The organism is Actinomadura xylanilytica (assembly GCF_030283145.1).
GTDB lineage: Bacteria > Actinomycetota > Actinomycetes > Streptosporangiales > Streptosporangiaceae > Spirillospora > Spirillospora xylanilytica.
In genome coordinates this window covers 299,260-325,800 of the sequence record NZ_JASNWE010000003.1, presented here as the reverse complement: position 1 = coordinate 325,800, position 26,541 = coordinate 299,260, and the positions used below count along the sequence as shown (strand labels likewise).

The following is a 26,541-nucleotide window of genomic DNA, read 5'->3' as shown; positions in this document are numbered from 1 at the left end:
GCCGCACGCTGGGGTCATGGGCACCACGACGGCGACGAGGCCGGGCACCAGCACTCCCGCGGGCGGATCGGAGACCCGCCGCTTCCTCCCCGCGCTGGACCGGCCGGGCGATCTGTTCCGGCACCTCGGGCCGAACTGGTACGCGGCGGTGATGGGCACCGCGATCGTGGCGAACGGGGCGAACGCGCTCCCGGTGACGGTCCCGGGCCTGCACGTCGCGGCGGTCCTCGTCTGGGCGCTGTCACTGGTCATGCTGGTCGCGCTGGCCTGCGCGCGGGCCGTCCACCTGGTCCGGCACCGCGACGTGGCCGGGCGGCACCTCCTGGCCGACCCGTCGGTCGCGGTGTTCTACGGCTGCCCGCCGATGGCGCTGCTCGCGGTCGGCTACGGGACGCTCGTCCTCGGCCCGGACGTCCTCGGGACAGGCCCGGCCGTGGCGCTCGACGCGCTGCTGTGGACCGCGGGCACCGTGTACGCGGTGATCGCCGCGTTCGGCGTCCCGTACCTGATGATCACCCGGCACGAGGTGCGGCCCGGCACCGCCAACCCCACCTGGCTGCTGCCGGTGGTGGCGCCCATGGTCTCGGCGGCCCTCGGGCCCGCGCTGATCCCGCACCTGCCGCCCGGACAGGCCCGGGAGACCATGCTGTACGGCTGTTACGGGCTGTTCGGCGCGAGCCTGCTGGCGACGCTGGTGCTGCTCCCGGGCATCTGGACCCGGCTGGCCCACGACAAGCTCGCCCCGATCACGCTCACGCCCACGCTGTTCCTGGTCCTCGGGCCGCTCGGCCAGTCCACCACGGCGGTGAACGCGCTGTCCGACGCCGCCTCGGTCGCCCCGCGGTTCGCGGCGGCCATGCACGCGTTCGCGATCCTCTACGGCGTCCCGGTGATCGGATTCGCACTGCTGTGGCTGGCTCTCGCGGTGCCGGCGAACGTGCGGGCGCTGCGGCGCGGCATGCCGTTCGGGATGACCTGGTGGGCCTTCACCTTCCCCGTCGGCACCTGCGTCACCGGCGCCGCGGGCCTGGCCCGGCACACGGGTCTCGACGCGTTCACGGGCCTCGCCGTTGCGCTCTACCTGCTGCTGCTGACCGGATGGCTGGCGGCCGCGACCGGAACCGTGCGCGGCGCCCTCACCGGCCGCATCTTCCTCCCGCCGGCGCCGGCGCCCGCGGCCGAGCCCGCACTCGCGAGCACCTGAACGCACGTCCCGCCAGGTTGCGGATGCGGCGCACCCTGGAGCGCGAGGCCCCGGGGCGGCTGACGCTCACGATGGCGGGCTACCCGTACCTGACCTACGTCACGATCGCCGGGATGGCCGGGGTCATCGTGGCCATGGCCTTCCTGGAGGACAGCCGGACGTCGTTCGTGCCGGCCCTGATCACCCTCGCACTGGGTAACGGTGTGGTTGCGATCGGTTCAAGTGCGGGTACGATGCTGCCTGAACGGCCTTGGTGGGCGCCGGCGCGAGCCGGCGGGAGCTGAGCAGAGGCGGCGGTGTCCCTGACCAGCAGGTTGGAAACGCGTTCGGGACGGCCGCCGGCCGAGCTGACCGGCTTCATCGGGCGGCGCGAGGAACTGGCCGAGGTGGGCCGCCTGTTCGGGCGGGGCAGGCTGGTGACCCTGATGGGTCCGGGCGGGGTCGGCAAGACCCGGCTCGCGATCCGGGCCGCCGCGGCGCTCGGCGGCGCGTGCGACGACGGCGTGTGCTTCGCCGACCTGTCGTCGCTGCACGAGCCCGGCCTGCTCGCCCAGGCCGTCGCGGGCGCGTTCGGGCTGCCCGACCAGAGCCCCGCGGCGCTCGACGCGCTCGTCCGCTACCTCGCCGACCGGCGGCTGCTGCTGGTGCTCGACACCTGCGAGCATCTGGTGGACGGCTGCGCGATGCTCGCCGAGGTGCTGTTGCAGAACGCTCCCGGCCTGCGGATCCTGGCCACGAGCCGGCAGCCGTTCGACATCCCGGGCGAGCACACGCTGGTGGTGGCGCCGCTCGAACGTCCCGAGCCCGGCCGGCACGACCCGCTGCGCCCCTGCGCGTCGATGCGGCTGTTCGCCGAGCGGGCCGCGGCGGTCGTCCCGGGCTGGTCGCTGACCGTCGGCAACCAGTCCGCGGTGGCGCTGCTGTGCCACCGGCTCGACGGCATCCCGCTCGCGATCGAGCTGGCCGCGGTCCAGCTCCGCGCGCTGTCGGTGGAGCAGATCGTCGACCGGCTCGACCACCGCATCCTCCAGGTCCGGGGCCGCCGCTCCAGCCTGCCCCGGCACCAGACGCTGCGGGCCGCGATCGACTGGAGCCACGACCTGTGCTCGCCCGGCGAGCGGCTGCTGTGGGCCCGGCTGTCGGTGTTCGCCGGCGACTTCGACCTCGAGCTCGCCGAGCGGATCTGCGCCGACGCGGAGCTGCCCGCGGCCGAGGTGTTCGAGCTGGTCGCGGGGCTGGTCGCCAAGTCGGTCGTGGTGCGGGTCGAGAGCGCGGAGACCGTCCGGTACCGGATGCTCGGCACCCTGCGCGAGTACGGCGCCGAGCGGCTCGACCTGCGCGGCGAGACCGAGGCCCTGCGGGCCCGCGCGTTCGAGCGGTTCGTGGGCGTGATCCGGGAGGCCGCCGCCGAGCTGGCCGGTCCGGCGCAGGCGCGCTGGCTGGAGTGGTTCCGCCGCGAGCAGGCCACCGTCCGCGACATGATCGACTACGGCATCCGGTCGGCCGGGCCCGGCGGCGAGGTGCTGCGGGTGGCGCTCACCCTGGGCCGCATCTTCGCCCTCCAGGGGCTGATCGGCGAGGCGCGGCACTGGTCGGCCCGGGCCGTCGAGAGCCACCGGGAGGAGCCGGGGCGCGACTGGACCGAGGCGCTCGCGCTGGCCGGCCTGCTGGCGGCGATGCAGAACGACCTCGAGGCCGCCGGCGAGCTGGTGCTGCGGGCCGAGGAGCGCGCCCTGGAGGCGGGCGATCCGGGCGGGCTGGCCTACGTCCGGGAGGCCCAGGGGGTCTGCGCGCTCTACGCGGGCGACCTCGACGGGGCCACCCGGCTGCTCACCGACTCCCACGACCTGCACGCCCGCGCGGGCACCGTCGACGTGCTGGTCCCGATCACCGACGTGTACCTCGGGGTGGCCCGCACCCTCGCGGGCGACGTCGGCGCGGCCGTGCGGCACGCGGCGGTCGCGATCCGCGCGACCGAGGCGTCCGGCGAGCTGTGGTGCCGCTCGTACGGGCTGTGCGTGCGGGGGCTGGCGGTGCTGCTGGGCGGCGACGCCGAGAACGCCCTGCCCGACCTGCGCGCAGGCATGCGGATCAAGCGCGACATCGACGACCGGCTGGGGATCGCGCTGGCGCTCGACATGACCGGCTGCTGCCTGATCGCCCTCGGCGACGCGGTGGGCGGCGTCCGGCTGCTCGGCGCGTCCGACTGGACCCGCGACTACACCGGCACCTCGATGTTCGGGCCGCAGCACGCGCTGCTGCGCGTCGTCTACGAGCAGAAGTCCCGCGACCTGCTCGGCGACGAGGCGTACCAGGCGGCCTACGACTCCGGCCGGGCCCTCGACCTCGCCACGGCGGTCGCCGAGGCGCTGGGCGAGCGCCCGCTCCCCGCCGCCCTGGCGGAGCCGGCCGGCCGCGGCGTCCCCGGCGTCCCGGGCCGGGCGGGCGCCGCGGCGGTCGCGGCGGCCTCGGGCGGGGCCGGGACCGCGGCGCAGCGGCTCACCCGCCGGGAGTTCGAGATAGCCGGGCTGGTGTCCGACGGCCTCACCAACCGCGAGATCGCCGAGCGGCTCGTCATCGCCAAGCGCACCGCCGACTCCCATGTCGAGCACATCCTGGCCAAGCTGGGGTTCTCCTCCCGGACGCAGATCGCCGCCTGGTTCGCCCAGCGCTCCTCGCCCGGCGCCCCGTAGCGCGGTTCACCGAGGGTGAATAGGTAGCCGAATAGGTTGGTCTACCAATGTGCGGCCCGGCCGGTCCGGCCTACTCTGCAAAGGCCAAATCACCGGACCGGCCGGGACTCCCGGCCTGAGGAACCAACCATGCCTGGAACGCGCCGCCGTGGGGCCGAGCAGAGATCGTGCTTCGCGTGGGAGATCGTCGACACGCACCACCGCCCGCAGGACGAGGGAGGACGGTGCGGGGTGAGCCAGAACGAGCGGGCCGCCCTGCGCGCCCTGACCGAGGCGCTCCTGGACGCCCGGCCCGGCACGGTCGGCGAGGTCTGGCGGACCCGGCCGAGCCAGGTGCGGCCGGCCGTGTTCGTCTACGAGGGGCTCGTCGCCCGCGGGGTGCACGACCAGAGCACCCTGAAGATCATCTGGCAGTGACGGCCGGGTGCCGCCTCGCCCCAGGATCGCCGCGGGACGGCCCCTGTGGCGGTCACTCGCCGACGCGGCCGTCGGCGAGCTCGCGGACCACGTCCAGGTGCCCGAGGTGGCGGGCGTACTCCTGGAGCAGGTGGAACAGGATCCAGATCAGCGTCGGCCGCTCCGCCGGGTCGAAGCGTCCGCCGGGCGCCCCGAGGTCGTCCAGGCCCGCCGCCGCCACGATCTCCCGCGACCGCTCGCACGCGGCGAGGAACGCGGCCCTGAGGTCCGCGAACGCCGTCTCCTCGGGGACGTGCCAGGGCTCCTCGGGCGACCGCTCGCCGGGACCCCGGTCGCCCCACGGCTCGGCGACGGGCTCGCCGGCGAAGCCCCAGCGCAGCCAGCGGATCTCCACGTGCGTCAGGTGGCCGAGCAGTTCCAGCGGGGTCCACCCGGACGGCAGGACCGCGGCGCGCAGCCCGTCCTCGGGGAACCCGTCGAGCTTGCGGAGCAGCGCGTCCCGGTAGAAGTCGAGGTATCCGCCGAGCAGGGCGCGCGGATCGGTCAGGGTGGTCGCGGGCTCGGGCGGCGGCTCCACGGGCGTGATCATTCCTCCGACCCTAACAACGCGTACGGGCGGACGGATAGACGGACGGGCGGCCTGGCCGGCGGTGTCGGTGCGGCCCTCAAGGGGTATCCGCACGTCATGACCGGATTGCCTACGGTGGCGGCGCCGCGTGCCGGGGGACGTACGGGCGGGACGCCGTGACGTCCGGGCGGCTCTGCCTGGTCACCGGTGCGACGGGCTACATCGGCGGACGGCTCGTGCCCGAGCTGCTCGCCGCCGGGTACCGGGTGCGGTGCGCGTCCCGGCACCCCGGGAACCTGCGCGACCACCCGTGGGCCGGGGACGTCGAGGCCGTTGAGGCCGACGTGCTGGACGCGGGCTCGCTCCGAGCCGCGCTGGACGGAGTCGACGTCGCGTACTACCTCGTCCACGCGATGGGCGGCGGCGAGGACTTCCGGGAACGGGACCGCCGGGCCGCCCGCACCTTCGCGGGCGCGGCACGGGAGGCCGGGGCCAGCCGCGTGGTCTACCTCGGCGGGCTCTACTCGGGCGGGCGGCTCTCGGAGCACCTGCGGTCGCGGGCGGAGGTCGCCGAGATCCTGCTGGAGGCCGGAGTACCGGTCGCGGTGCTGCGCGCCGCGGTGATCATCGGGTCCGGGTCGGTGTCGTTCGAGATGCTGCGCCACCTGACCGAGCGGCTCCCGGCGATGGTCACCCCGCGGTGGGTGCGGTCGCGGATCCAGCCGATCGCGATCCGGGACGTGCTGCGGTACCTGGTCGGGGCCGCGGCGCTGCCGCCGGAGGTGAGCCGCGGGTTCGACATCGGCGGGCCGGACGTGCTCACCTACCGGGACATGATGCAGCGGTACGCGGCCGTCGCGGGCCTGCCCAGGCGGGTGATCCTGCCGGTCCCGGTGCTGTCGCCGTGGCTGTCCAGCCTGTGGGTGGGCCTGATCACCCCCGTCCCCGGCGGCCTGGCCCGCCCGCTGGTCGGGTCGCTGACCAGCGAGGTCGTCTGCCGCGAGCACGACATCGCCGAGTACGTGCCGGATCCGCCGGGCGGGCTGCTCGGTTTCGACGACGCGGTCCGGCTCGCGCTCCAGCGGGTCCGGGAGGCGGGGGTCGGCACCCGGTGGAGCTCGGCCCCGGTCCCGGGCGCGCCCAGCGACCCGCTGCCCACCGACCCCGACTGGGCCGGCGGCAGCCTGTACGTGGACGAGCGCGAGGCCCGGACGGCCGCGCCGCCGGAGGCGGTGTGGCGGGTCGTGGAGGGGATCGGCGGCGACAACGGCTGGTACTCGCTGCCCGTCGCGTGGCGGCTGCGCGGGCTGCTGGACCGGCTGTCCGGCGGTGTCGGGCTGCGCCGGGGCCGCCGCGATCCGGCGCGGCTGCGGACCGGCGACGCGCTCGACTTCTGGCGGGTCGAGGCGGTCGAGCCCGGCCGGCTGCTGCGGCTGCGCGCCGAGATGCGCCTGCCGGGCCGGGCCTGGCTGGAGCTGGCCGTCCGGCCGGGGGAGCGGGGCGGGAGCGTGTACACCCAGCGTGCCGTCTTCAGCCCGCACGGGCTGCTCGGCCACCTGTACTGGCGGTCGATCTCCCCGTTCCACGCCCTGGTCTTCGGGGGGATGCCGCGCAACATCGTCCGCGCGGCCGTGGCCGGGGCCGGGCGGGACCGGACTCCTACCGCGGGCCCGCGATGAGGGCGCGGTGCGAGGCCATCAGACCCGCCGGAAGGTCGCCGGGGGAGAACCAGTGCGCCTCCAGGATCTCGCGCGGATCGATGCGCAGTTCGCCGCCGACCAGCTCGGCCTCGTAGGCGATCTCGGCGCGCAGCCGGTATCCGCTGGTGACCCGGACCGGCCGGCCGACCCGCACCTCCAGCGCGGTCTCCTCGCGGACCTCCCGGACGACGGTGTCCTCGAAGGTCTCGCCGCGCTCGGCGTAGCCGGTGGGCAGCCCCCAGTCCCGGCCGTCGGGCCACAGCCGGTGCCGGAGCAGCAGCACCCGGCCGTCGCCGTCCCGCACCACGCCGGTCACGCCGATCATGAACGTGGCCTGGCGCAGCCACAGGAGCCGCCACTGGAGGCCGCCGTTGAGCGACTTCCAGAGCCGGGCGAGCAGAGCGTCCACGATCTCTCCTGACGGGGGCGCCCGGTGCCCGGACGGGCGCCGGCGGGATGACCGACAGCGTAACTTCGGCGCTCCGTCCGCACGGGGCCCGCCGCGGTTCGCAGGAATAGATCTTCGGGGCCGCCCGTTCCGGTAGGGTAATTGAACATTCTACTAAATGGGGGCCGGCATGCAGTTCGGGATCTTCAGCGTCGGCGACGTCACGGCCGACCCGACCACCGGGCGCACCCCGTCCGAGGCCGAGCGGATCCGCGCGATGGTGGCGATCGCGGAGAAGGCCGAGGAGGTCGGGCTGGACGTGTTCGCCACCGGCGAGCACCACAACCCGCCGTTCGTGCCGTCGTCCCCGACGACCATGCTCGGCTACCTCGCCGCCCGCACCGAGCGGCTGATCCTGTCCACCGCGACCACGCTGATCACCACCAACGACCCGGTGAAGATCGCCGAGGACTTCGCGATGCTCCAGCACCTGGCCGGCGGCCGGGTGGACCTGACGATGGGACGCGGCAACACCGGGCCGGTGTACCCGTGGTTCGGCAAGGACATCCGCGACGGGATCCCGCTGGCCGTCGAGAACTACAACCTGCTGCACCGGCTCTGGCGCGAGGACGTCGTCGACTGGGAGGGACGGCACCGCACGCCGCTCCAGTCGTTCACCTCGACGCCGCGCCCGCTGGACGGCGTCCCGCCGTTCGTGTGGCACGGCTCGATCCGCAGCCCGGAGATCGCCGAGCAGGCCGCCTTCTACGGGGACGGCTTCTTCGCCAACAACATCTTCTGGCCCAAGGACCACTTCCAGCGGCTGATCGCCCTCTACCGGCGGCGCTACGAGCACTACGGCCACGGCAGCGCCGACCAGGCGATCGTCGGCCTCGGCGGGCAGGTGTTCATGCGGAAGAACTCGCAGGACGCGGTCCGCGAGTTCCGCCCGTACTTCGACAACGCCCCGGTCTACGGGCACGGCCCCTCGCTGGAGGAGTTCACCGAGGAGACGCCGCTCACGGTCGGCAGCCCGCAGCAGGTCATCGACAGGACGCTGGCGTTCCGCGACCACTTCGGCGACTACCAGCGGCAGCTCTTCCTGATGGACCACGCGGGACTGCCGCTGAAGACCGTCCTGGAGCAGCTCGACCTGCTCGGCGAGGAGGTCGTCCCGGTACTGCGCCGCGAGTTCGCCAAGGGGCGGCCCGCGCACGTGCCCGACGCGCCCACGCACGCCTCGCTCGTCGCCGCCAAGGCCCGGGCAGGGGCCGGCGCCCAGGCCCGCGCCGGGGAGCCGGAGGGGGCCCGATGACCACCCGCACTCTCGCCGTCGTGTCGGCCGGCCTCGGGCGGCCGTCCTCGACGCGGCTGCTCGCCGACCGGCTCGCGGCGGCGGCGGAAGGGGCCCTGCGCGAGCGCGGCTCCGACGTCGCCGTGGAGCCGGTCGACCTGCGCGACCACGCCCACGCGCTGGTCGACAACCTGCTCACCGGGTTCCCCGCGGCGCCGCTGCGCGCCGTGGTCGAGGCGGTGACCGGCGCGGACGGCCTGATCGCGGTCACGCCGATCTTCAACGCCTCCTACAGCGGCCTGTTCAAGACGTTCTTCGACGTGCTGGACAAGGACGCGCTGGAGGGGCGGCCGGTGCTGATCGGGGCGACCGGCGGCACCGCCCGGCACTCGCTCGCGCTCGACCACTCCGTCCGCCCGATGCTGGCCTACCTGCGCGCGAACGTCGTCCCGACCGGGGTGTACGCCGCGTCCGAGGACTGGGGGAGCGGCGGCGACGGCGCGCTGACCGAACGCGTCGACCGCGCGGGCGCGGAGCTGGCCGGGCTGATCGAGGGCCGCGCGCCGGCCGGACGGCCCGACCCCTACGCCGACCCCGTCCCGTTCGCGGAGATGCTCGCCGCCGGACGGTCCCCCTCCTGACGCCGGCCCCGGGCGCGGCGGCCGATGATGGACGGGCCTGACCAGGCACAATGGCCCGATGGATGTCCGCATCGGGGTCCGCGTGGAAGGGGTCGTGCAGGGGGTCGGCTTCCGGCCGTTCGTGCACGGCCTGGCGACGACCCTCGGCCTGTCGGGGATCGTCGGCAACGACGCCGCCGGCGTGTTCATCGAGGTGCAGGGCGCGCCCGGCACCGTCGACCGCTTCCTGGACGGGCTGCGCGCCCGGCCGCCGCGGCTCGCCGTCGTCGAGCGCGTCACCACCAGGACGCTGCGGGCCGCCGGGGGCCCCGGAGGGGGCGAACGGTTCGCCATCGTCGGCAGCGACACCTCCGGGACACCCCGCGCGCTGGTGTCCTACGACTCGGCGACGTGCGACGACTGCCTGCGCGAGATGCGCGACCCCGCCGACCGGCGGTACCGGTACCCGTTCGTCAACTGCACCAACTGCGGACCGCGGTTCACGATCGTGACCGGGGTGCCCTACGACCGCCCGAACACGACCATGGCGGGCTTCGCGATGTGCGCGGACTGCGCCCGCGAGTACCACGACCCGGCCGACCGCAGGTTCCACGCCCAGCCGGTGTGCTGCCCGGCGTGCGGGCCGGCCCTGTCCTTCCGCCCGGACGGCGGGGGCGACCCGCTGGGCGCGGCCCGCGCGCTCCTCGGGGACGGCGGGGTGCTGGCGGTGAAGGGGCTGGGCGGCTACCACCTGGCGGCGCGGGCGGCCGACGAGGCCGCCGTCGCGGCGCTGCGGGCCCGCAAGCACCGGCCCGGCAAGCCGTTCGCCGTCATGGTCCCGGACCTGGACGCGGCGCGGCGGCTGTGCGTGCTCGACGAGGCCGCCGAGGTCGAGCTCCTCACCGGCCCCCGGCGGCCCATCGTGCTGCTGCGGCGGCGGCCCGGCGCGGCGCTCGCCGGGGCCGTCGCGCCCGGCGACCGCACCGTGGGGCTGATGCTGCCCTACACCCCGCTGCACCATCTGCTGGTCACCGAGCCGCTGGTGCTGACCAGCGGGAACGTCTCCGATGAGCCGATCGTCCACCGGGACCCCGACGCGTTCGACCGGCTCGGCGGCATCGCGGACGCGTTCCTCGCCCACGACCGGCCGATCCACACCCGCGCCGACGACTCGGTCGTGCGCGCCTTCCGCGGGCGCGCGCTGCCGGTGCGGCGGTCGCGCGGGTACGCGCCCGAGCCCGTCCCGGTCGCCGCCGGGCGGCCGGTGCTGGCGTGCGGCGCGGAGCTGAAGAACACCTTCTGCCTGGCCCGCGCCGGCCGGGCGTTCGTCTCGCACCACATCGGCGACCTGGGGAACTACGAGACGCTGCGCGCGTTCACCGAGGGGATCGAGCACTTCGCGCGGCTGTTCGGCGTCGTCCCGGAGATGGTCGCGCACGACCCGCACCCCGAGTACCTGTCCACCAAGTACGCCCTGGACCTGGACCTGCCCGCGGTCGTCGTGCAGCACCACCACGCGCACATCGCGTCCTGCCTGGCCGACAACGGCGCGTCCGGGCCGGTGATCGGGGTCGCGTTCGACGGCACCGGGTACGGCGCCGACGGAACCCTGTGGGGCGGCGAGTTCCTGGTCGCCGACCTGCGGGACTACCGGCGGGCCGGGCATCTGGAGCCGGTGCCGCTGCCCGGCGGCGAGGCCGCGATCCGCGAGCCGTGGCGGATGGCGGCGGCCTACGGCGTCCCCGGCGACCTGCCGGTCGCGGACCGTCCGGACTGGGACGCCGTCACCGAGCTGGCCCGCCGCGGGATCGGCTCGCCGCCCACCTCCAGCATGGGCCGGCTGTTCGACGCCGTCGCCGCCGTCCTCGGCGTCCGCGACCGGGTCGACCACGAGGGCCAGGCCGCCGCCGAGCTGGAGCAGCGCGCCGATCCCGCCGAGCGGGCCGCCTACGCGGCGCACATCCGGGACGACCCCGGCGCGGGCGGGTTCCTGGTGGCCGGCGCGGACCTGGTCGGGGCGGTGGTCGCCGACCTGCGCGCCGGCGTGCCCGTCCCGCTGATCTCCGCGCGGTTCCACAACGCGGTCGCCGCGCTGATCGTGGCCGGGGCAGTGCGGCTGCGGGACGAGACCGGGCTCACCACCGCGGCCCTGTCGGGCGGGGTGTTCCAGAACATGCTGCTGCTGGAGCGCGCGGCGGGCGGGCTCGCGGCGGAGGGCTTCGAGGTGCTCACCCACCACCGCGTCCCGCCGAACGACGGCGGCATCAGCCTCGGCCAGGCCGCCGTCGCCATCGCGCGCTCCTAGCAGATGCGGGGGAGCGGGTCGCCGACCATCAGGTCGACGATGCGGGTCCCGCCGAACGCGGTGCGCAGCAGCACCAGGCCCGGCGGATCGTCCTTGACGTGCCCGATCACCGCCGCCCCCGCCCCCAGCGGGTGCGCGCGCAGCGCGGCCAGCGCGGTGCCCGCCGCGCCGCCCGAGACCACGACCACCGCCCGCCCCTCGCACGCCACGTACATCGGGTCGATGCCGAGCAGCTCGGAGGCGCCGCGCACGGCCGGGTGCACGGGGACCGCGTCCTCGTCCACCACGATCGCGACGCCGTGCTCGCCGGCGACCTCGTTGAGGACGGTGGCGACGCCGCCGCGGGTCGCGTCGCGCATCCGCCGCACCTCGCCGCCGCACGCGTCCATCAGCGCGGCGATCAGCCCGTTCAGCGCGGCGGTGTCGGAGGCCAGGTCGGCCTCCAGGTCCAGGTCGCCGCGGGCCAGCATGATCGTGATGCCGTGCTCCCCGATCGGCCCGGTGACCAGGACCGCGTCGCCCGGGCGGACCGAGCCGGACGGCGCCCGGCGGACCGCGCCGACACCGGACGTGCTGATGTAGCAGCCGTCGGCCTTGCCGCGCTCCACCACCTTGGTATCGCCGGTGACGATCGACACCCCGGCCGCCTCGGCGGCGCGGCGCATCGAGGCGGTGATCCGGCGCAGGTCCGCGACCGGGAACCCCTCCTCCAGGATGAACCCGGCCGACAGGTACAGCGGCGTCGCGCCGCTGACGGCCAGGTCGTTGACCGTGCCGTTGACGGCGAGGTCGCCGATGTCGCCGCCGGGGAAGAACAGCGGCGCGACCACGGAGGAGTCGGTGGTGAACGCCAGTCGGGCGCCGTCCACCGCGAACCGGGCGCTGTCGTCCAGCCGGTCGAGCAGCGGGTTGCCGAACTCCTCCAGGAACACCGCCTCGATCAGCGTGCGGGTCGCCTTGCCGCCCGAGCCGTGCGCGAGCGTGATCGCCTCCTCACGGACCCGGGGTTTGCGCCGCCGAGCCCGGTCGATCCGCTCCAGGACCTGCTCCTCGCGGCTCACCGGCGCGGCGTGCGCGTGCTCGGCCACCGCCGCCTCGGCCCAGCCGGCCGTCCGCACGCCCTCGTCCATGCCGTTCCCGTTCAGCCCGGCGCCGGTCACCGGGTCGCCTCGCGGACGCGGTCGCGGGTGAAGCGGCCGAAGTTGTAGTACGCGGCGCACGCGCCCTCCGACGACACCATGCAGGTGCCGATCGGCGTCTCCGGCGTGCACGCGGTGCCGAACACCTTGCACTCCCACGGCTTGAGCACGCCCTTGAGCACCTCGCCGCACTGGCACGCCTTCGGGTCGGCGACCCGGACGCCCGGGACGTCGAAGATCCGCTCGGCGTCGTGCGCGGCGTAGCCGTCCCGGACGCGCAGCGCCGAGTGCGAGATGAAGCCGAGGCCGCGCCACTCGAAGTAGGGCCGGAGCTCCATCGTCTCGTTGATCGCCTGGAGCGCCTTGGCGTTGCCGTCCCACGGCACCACCCGGCCGTACTGGTTCTCCACCTCGCAGCGGCCCTCGCGGAGCTGGACCAGCAGCATGTGCACCGACCGCAGGATGTCCAGCGGCTCGAACCCGGCCACCACGATCGGCTTGCGGTGGTCGCGGGCGATGAACTCGTACGGCCGGCAGCCGATCACCGCCGACACGTGCCCGGGGCCGAGGAAGCCGTCCAGCCGCAGGTCGGGCGAGTCCAGGATCGCCTTGATCGCCGGGATGATCGTCACGTGGTTGGCGAACACCGAGAAGTTGTCCAGTCCGGCGGCGCGGGCCCGCAGCACGGTCATCGCGGTGGACGGCGCGGTGGTCTCGAAGCCGATGGCCATGAACACCACCCGCCTGCCCGGGTTCCGCTCGGCGATCCGCAGCGCGTCCAGCGGCGAGTACACCATCCGGACGTCGGCGCCCGCGGCCTTGGCGTCGAAGAACGAGCCGTGCCCGCCCGGCACCCGCATCATGTCGCCGAACGTGGCCAGGATGACGTCCGGGCGCCGCGCGATGTGGATCGCGTCGTCGACCCGGCCCATCGGGATCACGCAGACCGGGCAGCCGGGCCCGTGCACCAGCGTGACGTTGTCCGGCAGGTAGTCCTCGATCCCGTGCTTGTAGATGGTGTGGGTGTGGCCGCCGCACACCTCCATGAACGTGTACTCGCGGCCGGGCTCGCACAGGCTCGCGATCGACGCGGCCAGCGCCCGCGCCTTCCCGGCGTCCCGGTACTCGTCGACGTGGCGCATCAGTCGATCCTCGATTCCCGCAGTGCGTCGATCTCGTCGGCGTAGGCCTGGCCGATGCTCTCCAGGAACTCCAGCGCGGCCCGCGCCTCCGACTCGTCGATCTTGGACAGGGCGAAGCCGACGTGGATCAGCACCCAGTCGCCGGGCGCCGGCGGCCCGTCCTCCAGCAGCCCGATGTTGATCGACCGCCGTACCCCGCTGACGTCGACCCTGGCCAGGTCAGGCCGGTCCGACTGGATCTCCACGACCTCGCCGGGGATCCCCAGGCACATCGCGCTCCTCCATGATCTCGATCGATTCCAGTACCAGGTCCCGGCCGCCGGACAGGTCCACCTCCGCCCCGCCACAGGCGGGGCAGACGGTCAGCGGATCCTCGGTCGCGGCGCGGTGCCCGCAGGCCCGGCAGGCCACCTCGGCCGGCACCGTCACCACCTCCAGCGCCGCCCGGTCCGCCACGCCGCCCGCCGAGACCAGCTCGAACGCCTGGTCCATGGACGGCCCGGCGACCCGCAGCAGCGCCCCGGCGCGCACCCGCACCCGCGCCACCGGACGTCCCCCGGCCCGTTTCTCCACCGCGTCGAGGATCGACTCGGCGATGCCCACCTCATGCACGTCCGCTCCTCTCCGCCGGGGTCACATCGCCCGGATCTTCAGATACCGCTTGATGTCCGGCAGCGACTGCGCCACCAGGACCGCCAGGCCGACCAGCAGCGCCAGCAGGATCAGGCGTTTCCACATCGAGCTCCTCCTCGATCAGTTTCCGGACCAGCTCGACGGCGGGCCCGACGGCGGCCGAGACCGCCTCGCTCAGCTCCATCCCGGGCTCGACACCGGCCGGCTCGCAGCCGACCAGCAGCACCCGCCCGGCCGCGCCGGGCTCCCCGCCGCTGACCAGCGACACCAGGTTCAGCACGGTGTCCGGGGTCATCCCGTGGGCGTCCAGCACGGTGCCGGGCTCGCCCTCCTCCAGCTCCAGCGCGTACAGGGTCCCGGGCGGCCCGCCGCGCGGCGCGGCGTCCACCAGGATCGTGGTGTCGTAGCCGGACAGCTCGTAGGCCAGGTGGATCCCGCGGATGCCGAAGTCGCCGACGTCCACGCCGTCCGGCAGCGCGCACCGGGCCAGCCGGCGGGCCACCTCGACGCCGAAGCCGTCGTCGGACAGGAACACGTTGCCGACCCCTGCGACCAGCACCTTCACAGCGGTTCCACCTCCTCGGGCGTGAAGTAGAGGAAGCGGCCCTGCGCGCGGCGCAGGTCGGCGCCGGGGTCCTCATCCAGCGTGACCGCCAGGTGCGTCACGCCGTCGACGTCGAACAGGACCGCCTCGACGGTGGCGGCGCGGTCCGCGACGAACATGTCCTGCGCGTCCGACCTGCCCCGCGGACGCAGCCGGACCTTCGCCCCGCGCGCCACCGCCGTCCCTGCGATGACGACGCTGTCGGTCTCGGGCGAGACCGACGCGTCGGCGCCGGGATCCCACCAGGGCGCGGCGGTGCGGAAGACCGCGTCGGCGTCGGCGCCCGGATCGCCCACCAGGCCGCCAGGATCGCCCACCAGGCAGGTCGGGGCGCCCGTCGGTCCGTTCGGATCGCCGCCCGGTCCGCCGGGGCCGCCTTCCGGGCCGCCGGGGACGGTGTCCCAGCCCTGGCGGGGCGGGGCCGCGCGGAGCGCGCCGTGCAGCCGGTCCAGCACCTCGGGCGGCATCGCGTCGATCCGGTCGATGATCTCGGCGGCGCGCGGATCGGTGCCGCGCGCCTCCCGCTTCTCGGCGTCGGTGAGCGCGAGCGTGCGCAGCGACAGGATCTCGTCGATCTCGGTCGCGTCGAACAGGTCCCCGGGGCTCTCCGGCGCGATCCGCGGCCGGTCCTCCAGGATGATCGGCGAGGACAGCAGCACGGCGTCGTCGATCAGCACCGGCCAGACGTGCTCGTTGCGGCACTCCGCCGCGGCCGGACGGGCCCACTCGGGCGGATCGCTCAGCGACAGGAACGTCCCGCCGGACAGGTGCAGCAGGGTGTGCGCGGCGACGAGGGAGCGGCGGAGCGCCCGCTCCCGGTCGACGCCGCTCCACGGCGTGCGGTTCTCCACCTGGACCGCCAGCCTGACCACGCCGTACGGGCCGGGCAGCCGCTCGGCGCGGACGTCCACCGCGATCCGCAGCGGCCGGCGGGTCCGGACGGCCCGGCCCGGCCCGAGCGGCGAGACCGACCGGCGCGCGGGCACGGAGCGCTCGACCGACCCTCCGCCGTCCAGCAGCGCGGCCAGCGGGAACTCCGCCTCGATCTCGTGCTCGGCGGCCTCGTCGAAGGTGCGGTGCTCGACGCCGTCCACGACCAGCGCCCCGCCCGGCTCGACCCGCCGCTCCTGGACGTGCAGGAACCGCAGCCGGAGCCGCAGCACCGCGTCCGAACCGGCCTCCATCAGGCACTCGGTGCGGCTGGCGGACGTCTCCCCGGTCGCGGTGAACCCGGGCGGGACCAGCACCCCGAACTGCCATCGGACCTTGTTCTTGGCCGCCGACGCCCGGTACGGGTACAGCAGGTAGCCCTCGTACAGCACGGCATCGGCGACGCCCCGCGCCGCCTCCATCGAGTCGCGCGCGACGCTCACCGCCCGGCCTCCACGGGCGGCCCGGCCTGCTGCCGGGCCGGTCCCGGAGCCTGACCCGGTGCCTCGGACGAGGCGGCCTCGTCCAGCAGCGCCGACATCACCTCGTCCCAGGTCGCCAGGGTGCGGGCCGACTTGAAGCGCTGGAGCCCGGCGAGGGTGTCGCGGCGCAGCCGCAGCCAGCCGGTGCCGGGGAAGTAGCGGTCCATCAGCTCCCGCCAGACCGCGACCGGCAGCCGGTGCCGGGTCTCCCGGTCCCACGGGATCTGGCGCACTCCGGCGCCGCCCGCCCCGCCGCCGCCGCCGAAGACCGTGCCGCTGAACAGCAGCAGGAGCGGGACCTCGCCGTCGCCGAGCGCGGCGAAGTACTTGGCGGCGGCCACGTCCAGGTCGTACGAGCAGGGCACGGGGACGTCCACCTCGACGGCGTCGCGGAAGCCGGGCACCATCACCGACACCAGGGCGAGCTGGAGCGGCTTGAGAGTCTCGCCCCACCGGTCCGGCGTGCCGAACAGGTCCTGGAGGAGCGGCGTCTCCGCCTCGCCGTAGGCGCGCCGCTGCGGCTCGATGCGCAACTGGCAGCGCAGCGCGATCGCGCCCACCCGTGCCCCGGTGCCCTCGGTGATCCGCAGCCGGAACACCAGGGCGGGCGCCGCCGCGTACGGGTCGGGCCGGGCGTCGAGGCACTCGAACGCCAGGTCGAGGTCACTCATCCGCGCGCTCCCTCAGCCCGGCGAAGAACGCGTCGATGCGGTCCCGCGCCTCCGTCCCGCCGTCGAAGCCCTTCCAGTGCAGCCGGACGAGGCCGACCAGCCGGTAGCAGGCGTCGATCGGCACCAGGTAGGCGCCGGACTCCCGGTCGACCAGCAGCGCCTCGACGTCGGGCTCCAGGTGCGCGGCGGCCGGGCCGGCCGCCATGATCCGCTCCAAGGCGTCCAGCGGGAGCTCGGACTCGGTCGCGCCGGCCGGGCTCGGGTAGAGCGCCACCATCCGGCCGAGCGCGGAGTTGCGGAAGAAGAACGCGGTCCGCACCGGGAAGATCCAGTCCTCCTCGGTGAGCGCGAACCCGGGGTCGTGCCGGTAGCGCTCGGGGATCATCCGGAGCCGCTGCCCCTTGTCCGGCGCGAACAGCAGCGAGCAGGGCCGGCAGGCGCACATGATCCGCCGGTCCTCGCGGTCGACTAGGTGCCCGTGCCGGTCGCCGAGCGGGTCGGCGCACAGTTCGCACACCTCCCCGGCGGCCTCGCCGGGCGGGGCCGCGGCGCTCGGCACCGTTCCGGGCGCGGGCGCGGGCGCGGGCGGCGTCGCGAAGCGGCGCAGGCTCACCGGCCCGCCCCCGCATGCCGCGTCCCCTCCGGGACCGCGCACTCCCTGCCCTGGTAGGGATGGATCTGGAGGAGCCGCTGCTCCCGTTCGTCCTGCACGCCCTCGACGAGCACCTCGGTGATCTCCGGGGCGTCCTCCAGCACCGCCCGCTCGATCGCCTGGGTGGCGGTCACCTGGGACGACGGGCAGCCGTGGCAGTTGCCCTCCAGCCGCAGCCGCACCACACCCCCCGGGTCGACGCCGAGCAGCTCGACGCCGCCGGAGTGCGAGCCGAGGTAGGGCCGGACCCGGTCGAGCGCCGCCCGGACCCGCTCGTCCGTGCCGCGCGGATGCAGGTCGTGCACCATGAGCAGCGCCCCGACCAGGTCGTCCTCCGCCAGCTCCCGGACGGTGTCCGGGGCGGCGAGGTCCATGACCCGGGCCAGCCCCGCCCCGTACAGCAGGACGACCGAGCCGACCAGCTCCTCGGCGGTCTGCCGCTCCCGGCCGGCCAGCCCCGACAACAGCTCCTCGATGCGGGCGCCGGTCTCGCGGACGTCCCGGGCGCCCGTCCGGGCGCCCGTCCGGGCGGTGCCCATCAGCCGTTCTCGCCGGACGCGAACGCGTGCGGCGAGTGGATCTTGTCGAGCGACTTGCCGTCGCCGAGGTACATGTGGACGCCGCACGGCAGGCACGGGTCGAAGCTGCGCACCGCCCGCATGATGTCGATGCCCTTGAACGTGGCCCGCGGGTTCTCCTCGAAGATCGGCGTGTTCATCACCGCGTCCTCGTACGGGCCGGGCGTTCCGTAGGGATCGCGCACGCTGGCGTTCCACGGGGTCGGCGGGTACGGATGGTAGTTGGCGATCTTGCCGCCCTTGATCACCATGTGGTGCGACAGCACGCCCCGGACCGCCTCGGTGAACCCGCAGCTCACCGCCTCGTCCGGGACGGTGAACTGCTCCCACGTCTTGGTCTTGCCCGCGCGGACCTCGGCGAGCGCCTGCTCCACGAAGTACAGCGCGGCGGCGGCCGAGTACGCCTGGAAGTAGGTCCGGGCCCGGTTGCGCTCGATCGCGTTCGACAGCGGCTGCCCGTTGTAGCTGGGGATCTTCCACTCGAACGACGCCTCGGGCTTGGTCGCGGTGCGCGGCAGGTTGATCTGCACGCTGTGCCCGGTGGACTTGACGTACCCGATGTCGACCAGCCCCGACAGCGCCGTCGACCACAGCCGTGCGAGCGGGCCGCCGCCGGTGTCGAGCGCGAGGTGCTCCTTGCCGTCGAACCAGCGCGGCGACATCACCCAGCTGTAGTTGCCGTCGAAGTCGCGCTTCTGCGGCTTGGGGATGGTGTGCTGGTTCCACGGGTGCCGCCCGTCGACCGGGTTGCCCAGCGGGTCGGCGGTCACGAACGGGTCCTGCCCGGCCCAGTCGTCGTAGTAGGAGCTGCCCAGCAGGATCCGGATGCCCAGGTTGATGTCCACCAGGTCGTTGGTGATCAGCTTCCCGTCCACGATGATGCCGGGCGTCACGTACATCTTGCGGCCCCAGTCGGCCATGTTCCGGTACGTGAAGTCGCAGTGCTCGGGGTCGTTCAGCGAACCCCAGCAGTTGAGCAGGACGCGCCGCCGCCCGACCTCCTGGTAGCCCGGCATCGCCTCGTAGAAGAAGTCGAACAGGTCGTCGTGCATCGGCACGACCCGCTTCATGAACTCCACGAACCGCATCAGCCGGGTCAGGTAGTCGGTGAACAGCTGCACCGTCGCGACCGTGCCGACCCCGCCCGGGTAGAGCGTGGACGGGTGCACGTGGCGCCCCTCCATCAGGCAGAACATCTCCCGGGTGGACCGGGACACCTGGAGCGCCTCGCGGTAGAACTCGCCCTCGAGCGGGTTCAGCGACTTCATGATGTCGGCGATCGTCTTGAAGCCGTGCTCTTCGGCGTGCGGCGCCGCGGTGCGCTCGGCCTGGGCCAGGACGCCGGGATTGGTCTCGCGGACCATCTTCTCGCAGTAGTCCACCCCCACCAGGTTCTCCTGGAAGATGGTGTGGTCGAACATGTACTCGGCGGACTCGCCCAGGTTGATGATCCACTCGCCGAGCGCCGGGGGCCGCACCCCGTAGGCCATGTTCTGCGCGTACACCGAGCAGGTGGCGTGGTTGTCGCCGCAGATCCCGCAGATCCGGCTGGTGATGAAGTGCGCGTCCCGCGGATCCTTGCCCTTCATGAAGATGCTGTAGCCGCGGAACACCGACGAGGTGCTGTAGCAGTCCACCACCCGGTTGTTGTTGAAGTCGACCTTGGCGTAGATCCCGAGGCTGCCCACGATCCGGGTGATCGGGTCCCACGCCATCTCGACGACACCGTCGCCGTTCTTGCCGCCCATCTCAGTCTCCGATCACCATGGGGCCTTGTAGCCGGTCGAGAGCGTGCGGCCCTTGTGCCGCCACTTGGGTTCCTTGTCGAGGGTCCGCTGGGTGACGGCGCGCAGCGTGCGGATCACTCCGCCGTAGGCGCCGCTGAACGTGGCGGAGACCTTGCCGCCGGGAGGCTCGTCCATGAACGGCATGAACTTGTCCGGGAAGCCGGGCATGGTGCAGGCGATGCAGATGCCGCCGACGTTCGGGCAGCCGCCGATGCCGTTGATCCAGCCGCGCTTGGGCACGTTGCACTTGACCACCGGGCCCCAGCAGCCGAGCTTCACCAGGCACGTGGGCGAGCCGTACTCCTTGGCGAACTGGCCCTGCTCGTAGTAGCCGGCCCGGTCGCAGCCCTCGTGCACGGTCCTGCCGAACAGCCAGGTCGGGCGGAGCGCCTCGTCCAGCGGGATCATCGGGGCCTGCCCGTTCACCTGGTAGAGCAGGTAGAGGATCGTCTCCGACAGGTTGTCGGGGTGGGTCGGGCAGCCGGGCACGTTGACGATCGGCAGCCCGGCCTTGGACTTCCAGTCCCAGCCGAGGTGGTCGGCGACGCCCATCGCGCCGGTCGGGTTGCCCTCCATCGCGTGGATGCCGCCGTAGGCCGCGCAGGTGCCCGCGGCCAGGACCGCCGTGGCGCGCGGCGCGAGGATGTCCAGCCACGCGCTGGTCGTGCGGGGCTGCCCGGTCTCGGGGTCGTTGCCGAACCCGCACCAGTAGCCCTCGTCCTTGATCGCCTCGTTCGGGATCGACCCCTCCACCACCAGCACGAACGGCTCCAGCTCGCCGCGCTCGGCCCGGTAGAACCACTCGATGAAGGTGTCGGCGCCGAGGTCGGGACCGCATTCGAAGTCGATCAGCGGCCAGTGCACCGCGACCTTCGGCAGGCCGGGCAGCGCACCGAGCACGATCTCCTCGATGCTCGGCTGGGTGGCCGCGGTGAGGGCGACCGAGTCGCCGTCGCAGCTCAGCCCCGCGTTGATCCAGAGAATGTGGACGACGGGCTCCTCCTCGGTGCCGGTCGCCCCGGTCGCTGCGGTCGCTTCGGTCGTCATGGCTCACCACCGTTGTCCGGACGAAGGGACCGGGCCGTGGACCGGCCCGGCGGGCGCGCCCTCACAGGGCGCGCTGGGTCAGCTCCCAAAGGGCGTGGTAGACGGTCGTCTGCGCCTCCTGGACGCGGTGCACCGACGCGGACGGCATCACGAAGAGGTGGTCGATGCCGCCGCCGAGCTCGGCCATCGCGCCGCCGGTGGACCCGGCCAGCCCGACCGTGACCATGCCCCGGCGCGCCGCCTCCTCGAACGCGCGGATCAGGTTCGGCGAGTCGCCGCTGGTGGACAGCCCGAGGGCGATGTCGCCCGGCCGCCCGAACGCGGCGAGCTGCCGGGCGAACACCACCTCGAAGCCGACGTCGTTGGACAACGCGGTCACCACCGCCGCGTCGGTGGTGAGGGCGAGCGCCGGGAGCGGCCGGGCCGGCTCGCCGGGTTCGAGCTCGCCGGGATTGAGGAACAGGGCCGCCACGTCCTGCGCGTCGGTGGAGCTGCCGCCGTTCCCGAAGACGAACAGCCGCCCGCCGGAGGCGAACGCCCTGGCGAGCCGCGCGGCGCATCCGGTGAGCCGGTCGCCGTCCCGGTCGAGGACGGCCCGCCGCAGCGCGATGATCTCGTGCGCCTTCTCGCGGGTGGACCGCCGGACCTCCTCCAGGAGTGCCCCCGCGTCCGCCTCGTCGGTCCCGGTATCCGTACCGGCCCCGTCCTGCCGGAGGAACGGGTAGAGCTGCTCGGTCACGGCGCCACGACCCCGATGGCCTCACCGGCGTGGACGAGGACGGTGTCGCCCACCGCCGCCTCCACCAGCGCCACGCTGACCTCCTCGACGCGTCCGCCGCCGGCGTCGACGTCGGCCAGGCCCGGGTCGCGCAGCCGGACCACCGTCACCGCGACGGCCTCGTCCGAGCAGGTCACGCAGTGGTCGCCCGCGCAGTGCCGCGCGCTCACAGGTCCCCCCGCTCGAGGAAGACGTGGGTCAGCTCCCACAGCACGTGGTATGAGGTGACGTGGACCTCCTTGACCACGCGCGGGTCGGACGAGGCGACCACCACGGCGTGGTCGGCCGCCGCGGCGACCTCCCCGCCGCTCCCGTCTCCGCCGCCGCCGGTCAGGGCGATGGTGAGGAGGCCGAGCGCGCGCGCCTCGCGCAGGCCGCGCAGCACGTTGGGACATCGGCCGCCGGGCGAGACGCCGAGCGCGATGTCGCCCGCGTCCGCGAAGTAGCGGAGCTGGTGGGCGAAGACCTCGTCGAATCCGGTGGTGGCGCCGACGCCGGTCACGGTCGCGACGTCCCCGGTGAGCGATAGCGCGGGCAGCGCCCGCTTGCCGACGATCACCGGGTGCACGAACTCGACCGCGATGTGCTGCGCGTCGGTGGCCGCGCCGCCGTTCCCGAAGGTGAACAGCCGCCCGCCGCGCCGGAACCGCACGGCCATGGCGCGGCACGCCCGCGCGATGGGCTCGGACGCCTCGGCCAGCCCGGCCGCCGGAGCCGCCCGGCGGGCGAAGATCTCCCTGACGTCGGGCGTCGGCGGCATGCGGACACTCCTGAGAGTGAGGAATCGGTCACAGGTCGTGCCTGGACCTACCCCCGCCGCGCGCGGCCAACGAGACCCGGCCGCTTCCTGGGCGGCAGGCGGCCGAACCCGGGGACGGCCGGACGATCCATGACCGGTTCAGTGCCGTCCGGGCCGGGTAGCCCGCCCCGGACCGGGGTACCGGCGGACCGGCCCCGGAGGCGACCGGCCCGTCGACCCGCCCCCGGCCCGCCCCTCGCCCGGCTCCCGTCAGCTCTCGGGACCGTCCTCCAGGTCGCCCTCGACCTCCAGGTACAGCCGCTTCAGCGCGTCGATCGTCGCCGGGTCGGGGTGCTCCCACATCTTCCGGTCGGCCGCCTCCAAGAGGCGCTCGGCGATGCCGTGCAGCGCCCACGGGTTGGACTTCTCGAAGAACTCGCGGTTCTCCGGGTCGAGCGCGTAGGTGAGCGCGAGCTTCTCGTACATCCAGTCGGCCACGACGCCCGCGGTCGCGTCGTACCCGAACAGGTAGTCGACCGTCGCGGCGAGCTCGAACGCGCCCTTGTAGCCGTGCCGCCGCATCGCGGCCAGCCAGCGCGGGTTGACCACCCGGGCGCGGAAGACGCGGGAGGTCTCCTCGTCGAGGGTCCGGGTGCGCACCGCGTCGGGGCGGGTGCTGTCGCCGATGTAGGCCTTGGGTGCGGTGCCGGTGAGCGCCCGCACCGTGGCGATCATCCCGCCGTGGTACTGGAAGTAGTCGTCGGAGTCGGCGATGTCGTGCTCGCGGGTGTCGGTGTTCTTGGCGGCGACGCTGATCCGCCGGTAGGCGGTCTCCATGTCGCCGCGCGCCGGGACGCCGTCCAGGCCGCGGCCGTAGGCGAAGCCGCCCCACACCGCGTACACCTCGGCGAGGTCGGAGTCGTCCCGCCAGTTGCGGCTGTCGATCAGCGGCAGGATGCCGGCGCCGTACGCGCCGGGACGGGAGCCGAACACCCGCATGGTCGCGCGGCGCTCGTCGCCGTGCTCGGCCCGGTCGGCGCGGACGTGCGCGCGGACGAAGTTGTCGGCGTCCGGCTCGTCCAGCCCGGCGGCCAGCCGGACGGCGTCGTCGAGCATCGCCACGACGTGCGGGAACGCGTCGCGGAAGAAGCCGCTGATCCGGATCGTCACGTCGATGCGGGGCCGGCCCAGCTCGTCGAGGGGGATCGGCTCCAGACCGGTGACGCGGCGCGAGGCCTCGTCCCAGACCGGCCGGACGCCCAGCAGGGCCAGGACCTCGGCGATGTCGTCGCCGGAGGTGCGCATGGCGCTGGTGCCCCAGACCGACAGCCCGACCGAGCGCGGCCAGTCGCCGGTGTCGTCGCGGTAGCGGGCCAGCAGCGAGTCGGCCATCGCGCGGCCGGTCTCCCAGGCCAGCCGGCTCGGCACGGCCTTGGGGTCGACGGAGTAGAAGTTGCGGCCGGTCGGCAGCACGTTGATGAGGCCGCGCAGCGGCGACCCGCTCGGCCCGGCCGGGACGTACCCGCCGTCCAGCGCGTGCAGGACCATGCCGATCTCATCGGACGTCCGGTCCAGGCGCGGCACGATCTCGGTGGCCGCGAACCGGAGCACCTCCGCGACCGGCCCCGCCGCGCTCCCGCCGCCCCCGCTTTCACCGGCGCCGCTCCCACCGGCGCCGCTCCCGCCACCGTCGCCCGCGGCGACCTCGGCCGCGGCGGCCGGGTCCCAGCCGCGTTCCTCCATGGCGGCGACCAGGGCGCGGGCGCGTTCCTCGAACCCGTCGACCTCGGCGCGGTCGGTGCTCTCCTCGCTCATCCCGAGCGCCTCGCGCAGGCCGGGCAGGGTCATCGAGCCGCCCCACATCTGCCGCGCGCGCAGCATCGCCAGCACCAGGTCAATCCGGGTGTCCCCGGCCGGGGCGGTGCCGAGGACGTGCAGGCCGTCGCGGATCTGCACGTCCTTGATCTCGCACAGCCAGCCGTCGACGTGCAGCAGGAAGTCGTCGAACTCGGCGTCGTGCGGGCGGTCGTCCAGCCCGAGGTCGTGGTCGAGCCGGGCGGCCCGGATCAGCGTCCAGATCTGCGCCCGGATCGCGGGCAGCTTGGCCGGGTCGAGCGCGGCGATGTTGGCGTGCTCGTCCATGAGCTGCTCGAGCCGGGCGATGTCGCCGTAGCTGTCGGCCCGCGCCATCGGCGGGATCAGGTGGTCGACCAGGGTGGCGTGCGCGCGGCGCTTGGCCTGGGTGCCCTCGCCCGGGTCGTTCACCAGGAACGGGTAGATCAGCGGCAGGTCGCCGAGTGCGGCGTCGGGCCCGCACGAGGCCGACATCCCGGCGGACTTGCCGGGCAGCCACTCCAGGTTGCCGTGCTTGCCGACGTGCACCACCGCGTGCGCGCCGAACTCGCCGGCCAGCCACTGGTAGGCGGCCAGGTAGTGGTGGCTCGGCGGCAGGTCGGGGTCGTGGTAGATCGCGACCGGGTTGGCGCCGAAGCCGCGCGGCGGCTGCACCATCACCACCACGTTGCCCGAGCGCAGCGCGGCGAGCACGATCTCGCCCGCCGGGTCGCGGGAGTCGTCGACGAACAGCTCGCCCGGAGGCGGGCCCCAGTGCCGCTCGATGCTCTCGCGCAGGTCGCCGGGCAGCGTCGCGTACCACTCCGCGTAGCGGGCGGCGGGGATGCGCACCGGGTTGCCGGTGAGCTGCTCCTCGGTGAGCCAGTCGGCGTCCTGCCCGCCCGCGGCGATCAGCGCGTGCATCAGCGCGTCGCCCTCGCCTGGCAGCGCGTCGCCGACGTCGTAGCCGCGCCCGCGCATCTCGGCCAGGAGACGCACCACGCTGGCGGGGGTGTCGAGGCCGACCGCGTTGCCGATCCGGGCGTGCTTGGTCGGGTAGGCCGACAGCATCAGCGCGACGCGCCGCCCGCCCGCCGGGACGTGCCGCAGCGCGCCGTGCCGCACCGCGATCCCGGCGACGCGGGAGGCGCGCTCGGGGTCGGCGACGTAGACGCTCAGCCCGTCCTCGTCGATCTGCTTGAACGAGAACGGCACGGTGATCAGGCGTCCGTCGAACTCGGGCACCGCGACCTGGGTGGCGGTGTCGAGCGGCGACAGCCCGTCGTCGCTCGCCTCCCACGCCGACCGTTCGCCGGTCAGGCAGAGCCCTTGCAGGATCGGCACGTCCAGCCCGGCGAGCGCGCCCACGTCCCAGGCCTCGTCGTCGCCGCCGGCGCCGGCCAGCGCCGGCCTGGTGCCGCCCGCCGCGAGGACGGTCACGACCAGGGCGTCGGCGCGGCCGAGCGTCTCCAGCAGCTCGCCGTCCGCGGTGCGCAGCGACGCGCAGAAGACCGGCAGGGCGCGCCCGCCCTTGGCCTCGATCGCGGCGCACAGCGCCTCGACGAACGCGGTGTTGCCGGCCAGGTGGTGCGCGCGGTAGTACAGCACGCCGATCACGGGCCCGGCGCCGCCGGCGGCCTCCCGCTCCAGGACGCCCCACGTCGGCGTGGGCCGGGGCGGCGCGAACCCGTGCCCGGTCAGCAGGACGGTGTCGGACAGGAACCGGAACAGCTCGCCCAGGTTGGCCGGCCCGCCGTGCGCGAGGTAGGCGTGCGCCTCGGCGCTCACTCCGGCGGGGACGGTGGACAGCCCCATCAGCTCGGCGTCGGGGGCCTGCTCTCCGCTCAGCACCACGACCGGTCGGGGCCCGGCGAGCAGCGCGTCCAGGCCCTCCTCCCAGGCCCGGCGCCCGCCGAGCAGCCGCACCACGACCAGGTCGGCGCCCTCGAGGAGGGCGGGCAGGTCGGCGGGGGAGACCCGGGCCGGGTTGGCCGGGCGGAAGGCCGCGCCGCTGGCGCGCGCGCTCAGCAGGTCGGTGTCCGAGGTGGACAGCAGAAGAATCACGCGGATCGAGTCCTCACCCGGGGTCCTCGCCCCGATCGTCAGGTGTGCACGCGGGCGGCATGGAGTCTCCTGGCTTCCGGATCGGCGCTCGCCCCGGCCTTCCCGCTCGCGCGGTGGCCTTCGGTGGGGTCCGCTCCCCGGTGACAGTGGCGGGACCGCGCCGGACTCGCACCGGCTTCCTCCGCTTGTCGCCCAGGAGAACCATAGCCCGCGGCCGGGGCGTGTCCTACAGTCGCGTCCAAGCCGCCCCGCGCAGGTCCTTAGGATCCGTCA

The 26,541-nt window shown here is 74.4% G+C and carries 25 protein-coding genes and 1 riboswitch; of the genes, 8 read left to right on the top strand and 17 right to left on the bottom strand.

Annotated features, from left to right (window positions below):
* The first annotated feature begins 16 nt into the window (after positions 1–16).
* The 4 genes from QP090_RS19445 to QP090_RS19430 all read left to right on the top strand — a co-directional run bounded on the left by QP090_RS19445 (position 17) and on the right by QP090_RS19430 (position 4,314).
* Entirely contained in the window at positions 17–1,204 is a 1,188-nt protein-coding gene (locus QP090_RS19445; protein WP_285940454.1) for a TDT family transporter, read from the top strand.
* A 23-nt stretch (positions 1,205–1,227) separates the two neighbouring features.
* Complete coding sequence (locus tag QP090_RS19440; protein WP_285940452.1) at positions 1,228–1,488, top strand: hypothetical protein; 261 nt, start codon at positions 1,228–1,230, stop codon at positions 1,486–1,488.
* A 12-nt stretch (positions 1,489–1,500) separates the two neighbouring features.
* Entirely contained in the window at positions 1,501–3,897 is a 2,397-nt protein-coding gene (locus QP090_RS19435) for a LuxR C-terminal-related transcriptional regulator (RefSeq protein ID WP_285940450.1), read from the top strand.
* Between the two features lie 129 nt (positions 3,898–4,026).
* Entirely contained in the window at positions 4,027–4,314 is a 288-nt protein-coding gene (locus QP090_RS19430) for a hypothetical protein (protein WP_285940449.1), read from the top strand.
* Between the two features lie 52 nt (positions 4,315–4,366).
* Here the strand turns inward: QP090_RS19430 and QP090_RS19425 are convergent, their stop codons facing one another.
* The gene (locus QP090_RS19425) at positions 4,367–4,903 is read right to left on the bottom strand and encodes a DinB family protein (protein WP_285940447.1); all 537 of its coding nucleotides are present in this window, start codon (positions 4,901–4,903) and stop codon (positions 4,367–4,369) included.
* Positions 4,904–5,058: 155 nt separating this feature from the next.
* Between QP090_RS19425 and QP090_RS19420 the strand changes: the two genes are divergently transcribed.
* Complete coding sequence (locus tag QP090_RS19420) at positions 5,059–6,561, top strand: SDR family oxidoreductase (RefSeq protein ID WP_285940446.1); 1,503 nt, start codon at positions 5,059–5,061, stop codon at positions 6,559–6,561.
* Here the strand turns inward: QP090_RS19420 and QP090_RS19415 are convergent.
* Positions 6,542–6,991 carry an NUDIX domain-containing protein gene (locus tag QP090_RS19415; protein WP_285940444.1) on the bottom strand — a complete coding sequence of 150 codons (450 nt, stop codon included), beginning with the start codon at positions 6,989–6,991 and terminating at the stop codon, positions 6,542–6,544. The genes QP090_RS19420 and QP090_RS19415 overlap by 20 nt on opposite strands.
* Positions 6,992–7,160: 169 nt before the next feature.
* Between QP090_RS19415 and QP090_RS19410 the strand changes: the two genes are divergently transcribed.
* The 3 genes from QP090_RS19410 to hypF are packed head-to-tail and all read left to right on the top strand — an operon-like array spanning position 7,161 to position 11,189.
* Positions 7,161–8,285, top strand: coding sequence for an LLM class flavin-dependent oxidoreductase (locus tag QP090_RS19410; RefSeq protein ID WP_285940442.1), 1,125 nt, complete (start codon positions 7,161–7,163; stop codon positions 8,283–8,285).
* On the top strand, positions 8,282–8,905 hold the full coding sequence (locus QP090_RS19405; RefSeq protein ID WP_285940440.1) for an FMN reductase: 624 nt from the start codon (positions 8,282–8,284) through the stop codon (positions 8,903–8,905). Before QP090_RS19410 ends, QP090_RS19405 begins: the two co-directional genes overlap by 4 nt.
* 58 nt (positions 8,906–8,963) lie before the next feature.
* On the top strand, positions 8,964–11,189 hold the full coding sequence (hypF, locus tag QP090_RS19400) for a carbamoyltransferase HypF (protein ID WP_285940438.1): 2,226 nt from the start codon (positions 8,964–8,966) through the stop codon (positions 11,187–11,189).
* Here hypF and hypE read toward each other — a convergent pair.
* The 15 genes from hypE to cobN all read right to left on the bottom strand — a co-directional run bounded on the left by hypE (position 11,186) and on the right by cobN (position 26,268).
* Positions 11,186–12,349, bottom strand: a complete 1,164-nt coding sequence (gene hypE, locus QP090_RS19395) for a hydrogenase expression/formation protein HypE (RefSeq protein WP_285940437.1) — start codon at positions 12,347–12,349, stop codon at positions 11,186–11,188. The genes hypF and hypE overlap by 4 nt on opposite strands.
* Positions 12,346–13,470: a hydrogenase formation protein HypD gene (gene hypD / locus QP090_RS19390; RefSeq protein WP_285940436.1), complete on the bottom strand. Its 1,125-nt coding sequence runs from the start codon at positions 13,468–13,470 to the stop codon at positions 12,346–12,348. The genes hypE and hypD overlap by 4 nt, the downstream gene beginning before the upstream one ends.
* Positions 13,470–13,742: a HypC/HybG/HupF family hydrogenase formation chaperone gene (locus QP090_RS19385; RefSeq protein ID WP_285940435.1), complete on the bottom strand. Its 273-nt coding sequence runs from the start codon at positions 13,740–13,742 to the stop codon at positions 13,470–13,472. Before QP090_RS19385 ends, hypD begins: the two co-directional genes overlap by 1 nt.
* Entirely contained in the window at positions 13,690–14,082 is a 393-nt protein-coding gene (locus QP090_RS19380; RefSeq protein WP_285940433.1) for a hydrogenase maturation nickel metallochaperone HypA/HybF, read from the bottom strand. Before QP090_RS19380 ends, QP090_RS19385 begins: the two co-directional genes overlap by 53 nt.
* Positions 14,075–14,668: a hydrogenase maturation protease gene (locus tag QP090_RS19375; RefSeq protein ID WP_285940430.1), complete on the bottom strand. Its 594-nt coding sequence runs from the start codon at positions 14,666–14,668 to the stop codon at positions 14,075–14,077. The genes QP090_RS19380 and QP090_RS19375 overlap by 8 nt, the downstream gene beginning before the upstream one ends.
* Positions 14,665–16,080: a hypothetical protein gene (locus QP090_RS19370; protein WP_285940429.1), complete on the bottom strand. Its 1,416-nt coding sequence runs from the start codon at positions 16,078–16,080 to the stop codon at positions 14,665–14,667. The genes QP090_RS19375 and QP090_RS19370 overlap by 4 nt, the downstream gene beginning before the upstream one ends.
* Positions 16,077–16,790 carry a DUF6084 family protein gene (locus QP090_RS19365; protein WP_285940428.1) on the bottom strand — a complete coding sequence of 238 codons (714 nt, stop codon included), beginning with the start codon at positions 16,788–16,790 and terminating at the stop codon, positions 16,077–16,079. The genes QP090_RS19370 and QP090_RS19365 overlap by 4 nt, the downstream gene beginning before the upstream one ends.
* Positions 16,783–17,403, bottom strand: a complete 621-nt coding sequence (locus QP090_RS19360; RefSeq protein WP_285940426.1) for a DUF5947 family protein — start codon at positions 17,401–17,403, stop codon at positions 16,783–16,785. The genes QP090_RS19365 and QP090_RS19360 overlap by 8 nt, the downstream gene beginning before the upstream one ends.
* Entirely contained in the window at positions 17,400–17,981 is a 582-nt protein-coding gene (locus QP090_RS19355) for a NifU family protein (protein ID WP_285940424.1), read from the bottom strand. The genes QP090_RS19360 and QP090_RS19355 overlap by 4 nt, the downstream gene beginning before the upstream one ends.
* Positions 17,981–19,768 carry a nickel-dependent hydrogenase large subunit gene (locus QP090_RS19350; RefSeq protein ID WP_285940422.1) on the bottom strand — a complete coding sequence of 596 codons (1,788 nt, stop codon included), beginning with the start codon at positions 19,766–19,768 and terminating at the stop codon, positions 17,981–17,983. The genes QP090_RS19355 and QP090_RS19350 overlap by 1 nt, the downstream gene beginning before the upstream one ends.
* 12 nt (positions 19,769–19,780) lie before the next feature.
* The gene (locus tag QP090_RS19345; protein WP_285940420.1) at positions 19,781–20,854 is read right to left on the bottom strand and encodes an NADH-quinone oxidoreductase subunit B family protein; all 1,074 of its coding nucleotides are present in this window, start codon (positions 20,852–20,854) and stop codon (positions 19,781–19,783) included.
* A gap of 61 nt (positions 20,855–20,915) precedes the next feature.
* Entirely contained in the window at positions 20,916–21,593 is a 678-nt protein-coding gene (locus QP090_RS19340) for a D-sedoheptulose-7-phosphate isomerase (RefSeq protein ID WP_285940418.1), read from the bottom strand.
* On the bottom strand, positions 21,590–21,802 hold the full coding sequence (locus QP090_RS19335; RefSeq protein ID WP_285940416.1) for a HypC/HybG/HupF family hydrogenase formation chaperone: 213 nt from the start codon (positions 21,800–21,802) through the stop codon (positions 21,590–21,592). Before QP090_RS19335 ends, QP090_RS19340 begins: the two co-directional genes overlap by 4 nt.
* Positions 21,799–22,392 carry a D-sedoheptulose-7-phosphate isomerase gene (locus tag QP090_RS19330; RefSeq protein WP_285940414.1) on the bottom strand — a complete coding sequence of 198 codons (594 nt, stop codon included), beginning with the start codon at positions 22,390–22,392 and terminating at the stop codon, positions 21,799–21,801. Before QP090_RS19330 ends, QP090_RS19335 begins: the two co-directional genes overlap by 4 nt.
* A 249-nt stretch (positions 22,393–22,641) precedes the next feature.
* Positions 22,642–26,268 (bottom strand): cobaltochelatase subunit CobN, encoded by a 3,627-nt coding sequence (gene cobN / locus QP090_RS19325; protein WP_285940413.1) that lies wholly within the window; start codon positions 26,266–26,268, stop codon positions 22,642–22,644.
* 63 nt (positions 26,269–26,331) lie between these two features.
* Positions 26,332–26,449, bottom strand: a riboswitch (cobalamin riboswitch).
* Positions 26,450–26,541 lie beyond the last annotated feature (92 nt).

Coding starts and splice junctions, on each gene's coding strand:
- QP090_RS19445 (WP_285940454.1), top strand. CDS start 17: ATGGGCACCACGACGGCGACGAGGCCGGGCACCAGCACTCCCGCGGGC.
- QP090_RS19440 (WP_285940452.1), top strand. CDS start 1,228: ATGCGGCGCACCCTGGAGCGCGAGGCCCCGGGGCGGCTGACGCTCACG.
- QP090_RS19430 (WP_285940449.1), top strand. CDS start 4,027: ATGCCTGGAACGCGCCGCCGTGGGGCCGAGCAGAGATCGTGCTTCGCG.
- QP090_RS19425 (WP_285940447.1), bottom strand. CDS start 4,903: ATGATCACGCCCGTGGAGCCGCCGCCCGAGCCCGCGACCACCCTGACC.
- QP090_RS19410 (WP_285940442.1), top strand. CDS start 7,161: ATGCAGTTCGGGATCTTCAGCGTCGGCGACGTCACGGCCGACCCGACC.
- QP090_RS19405 (WP_285940440.1), top strand. CDS start 8,282: ATGACCACCCGCACTCTCGCCGTCGTGTCGGCCGGCCTCGGGCGGCCG.
- hypF (WP_285940438.1), top strand. CDS start 8,964: ATGGATGTCCGCATCGGGGTCCGCGTGGAAGGGGTCGTGCAGGGGGTC.
- hypD (WP_285940436.1), bottom strand. CDS start 13,470: ATGCGCCACGTCGACGAGTACCGGGACGCCGGGAAGGCGCGGGCGCTG.
- QP090_RS19385 (WP_285940435.1), bottom strand. CDS start 13,742: ATGTGCCTGGGGATCCCCGGCGAGGTCGTGGAGATCCAGTCGGACCGG.
- QP090_RS19365 (WP_285940428.1), bottom strand. CDS start 16,790: ATGAGTGACCTCGACCTGGCGTTCGAGTGCCTCGACGCCCGGCCCGAC.
- QP090_RS19355 (WP_285940424.1), bottom strand. CDS start 17,981: ATGGGCACCGCCCGGACGGGCGCCCGGACGGGCGCCCGGGACGTCCGC.
- QP090_RS19350 (WP_285940422.1), bottom strand. CDS start 19,768: ATGGGCGGCAAGAACGGCGACGGTGTCGTCGAGATGGCGTGGGACCCG.
- QP090_RS19345 (WP_285940420.1), bottom strand. CDS start 20,854: ATGACGACCGAAGCGACCGCAGCGACCGGGGCGACCGGCACCGAGGAG.
- QP090_RS19330 (WP_285940414.1), bottom strand. CDS start 22,392: ATGCCGCCGACGCCCGACGTCAGGGAGATCTTCGCCCGCCGGGCGGCT.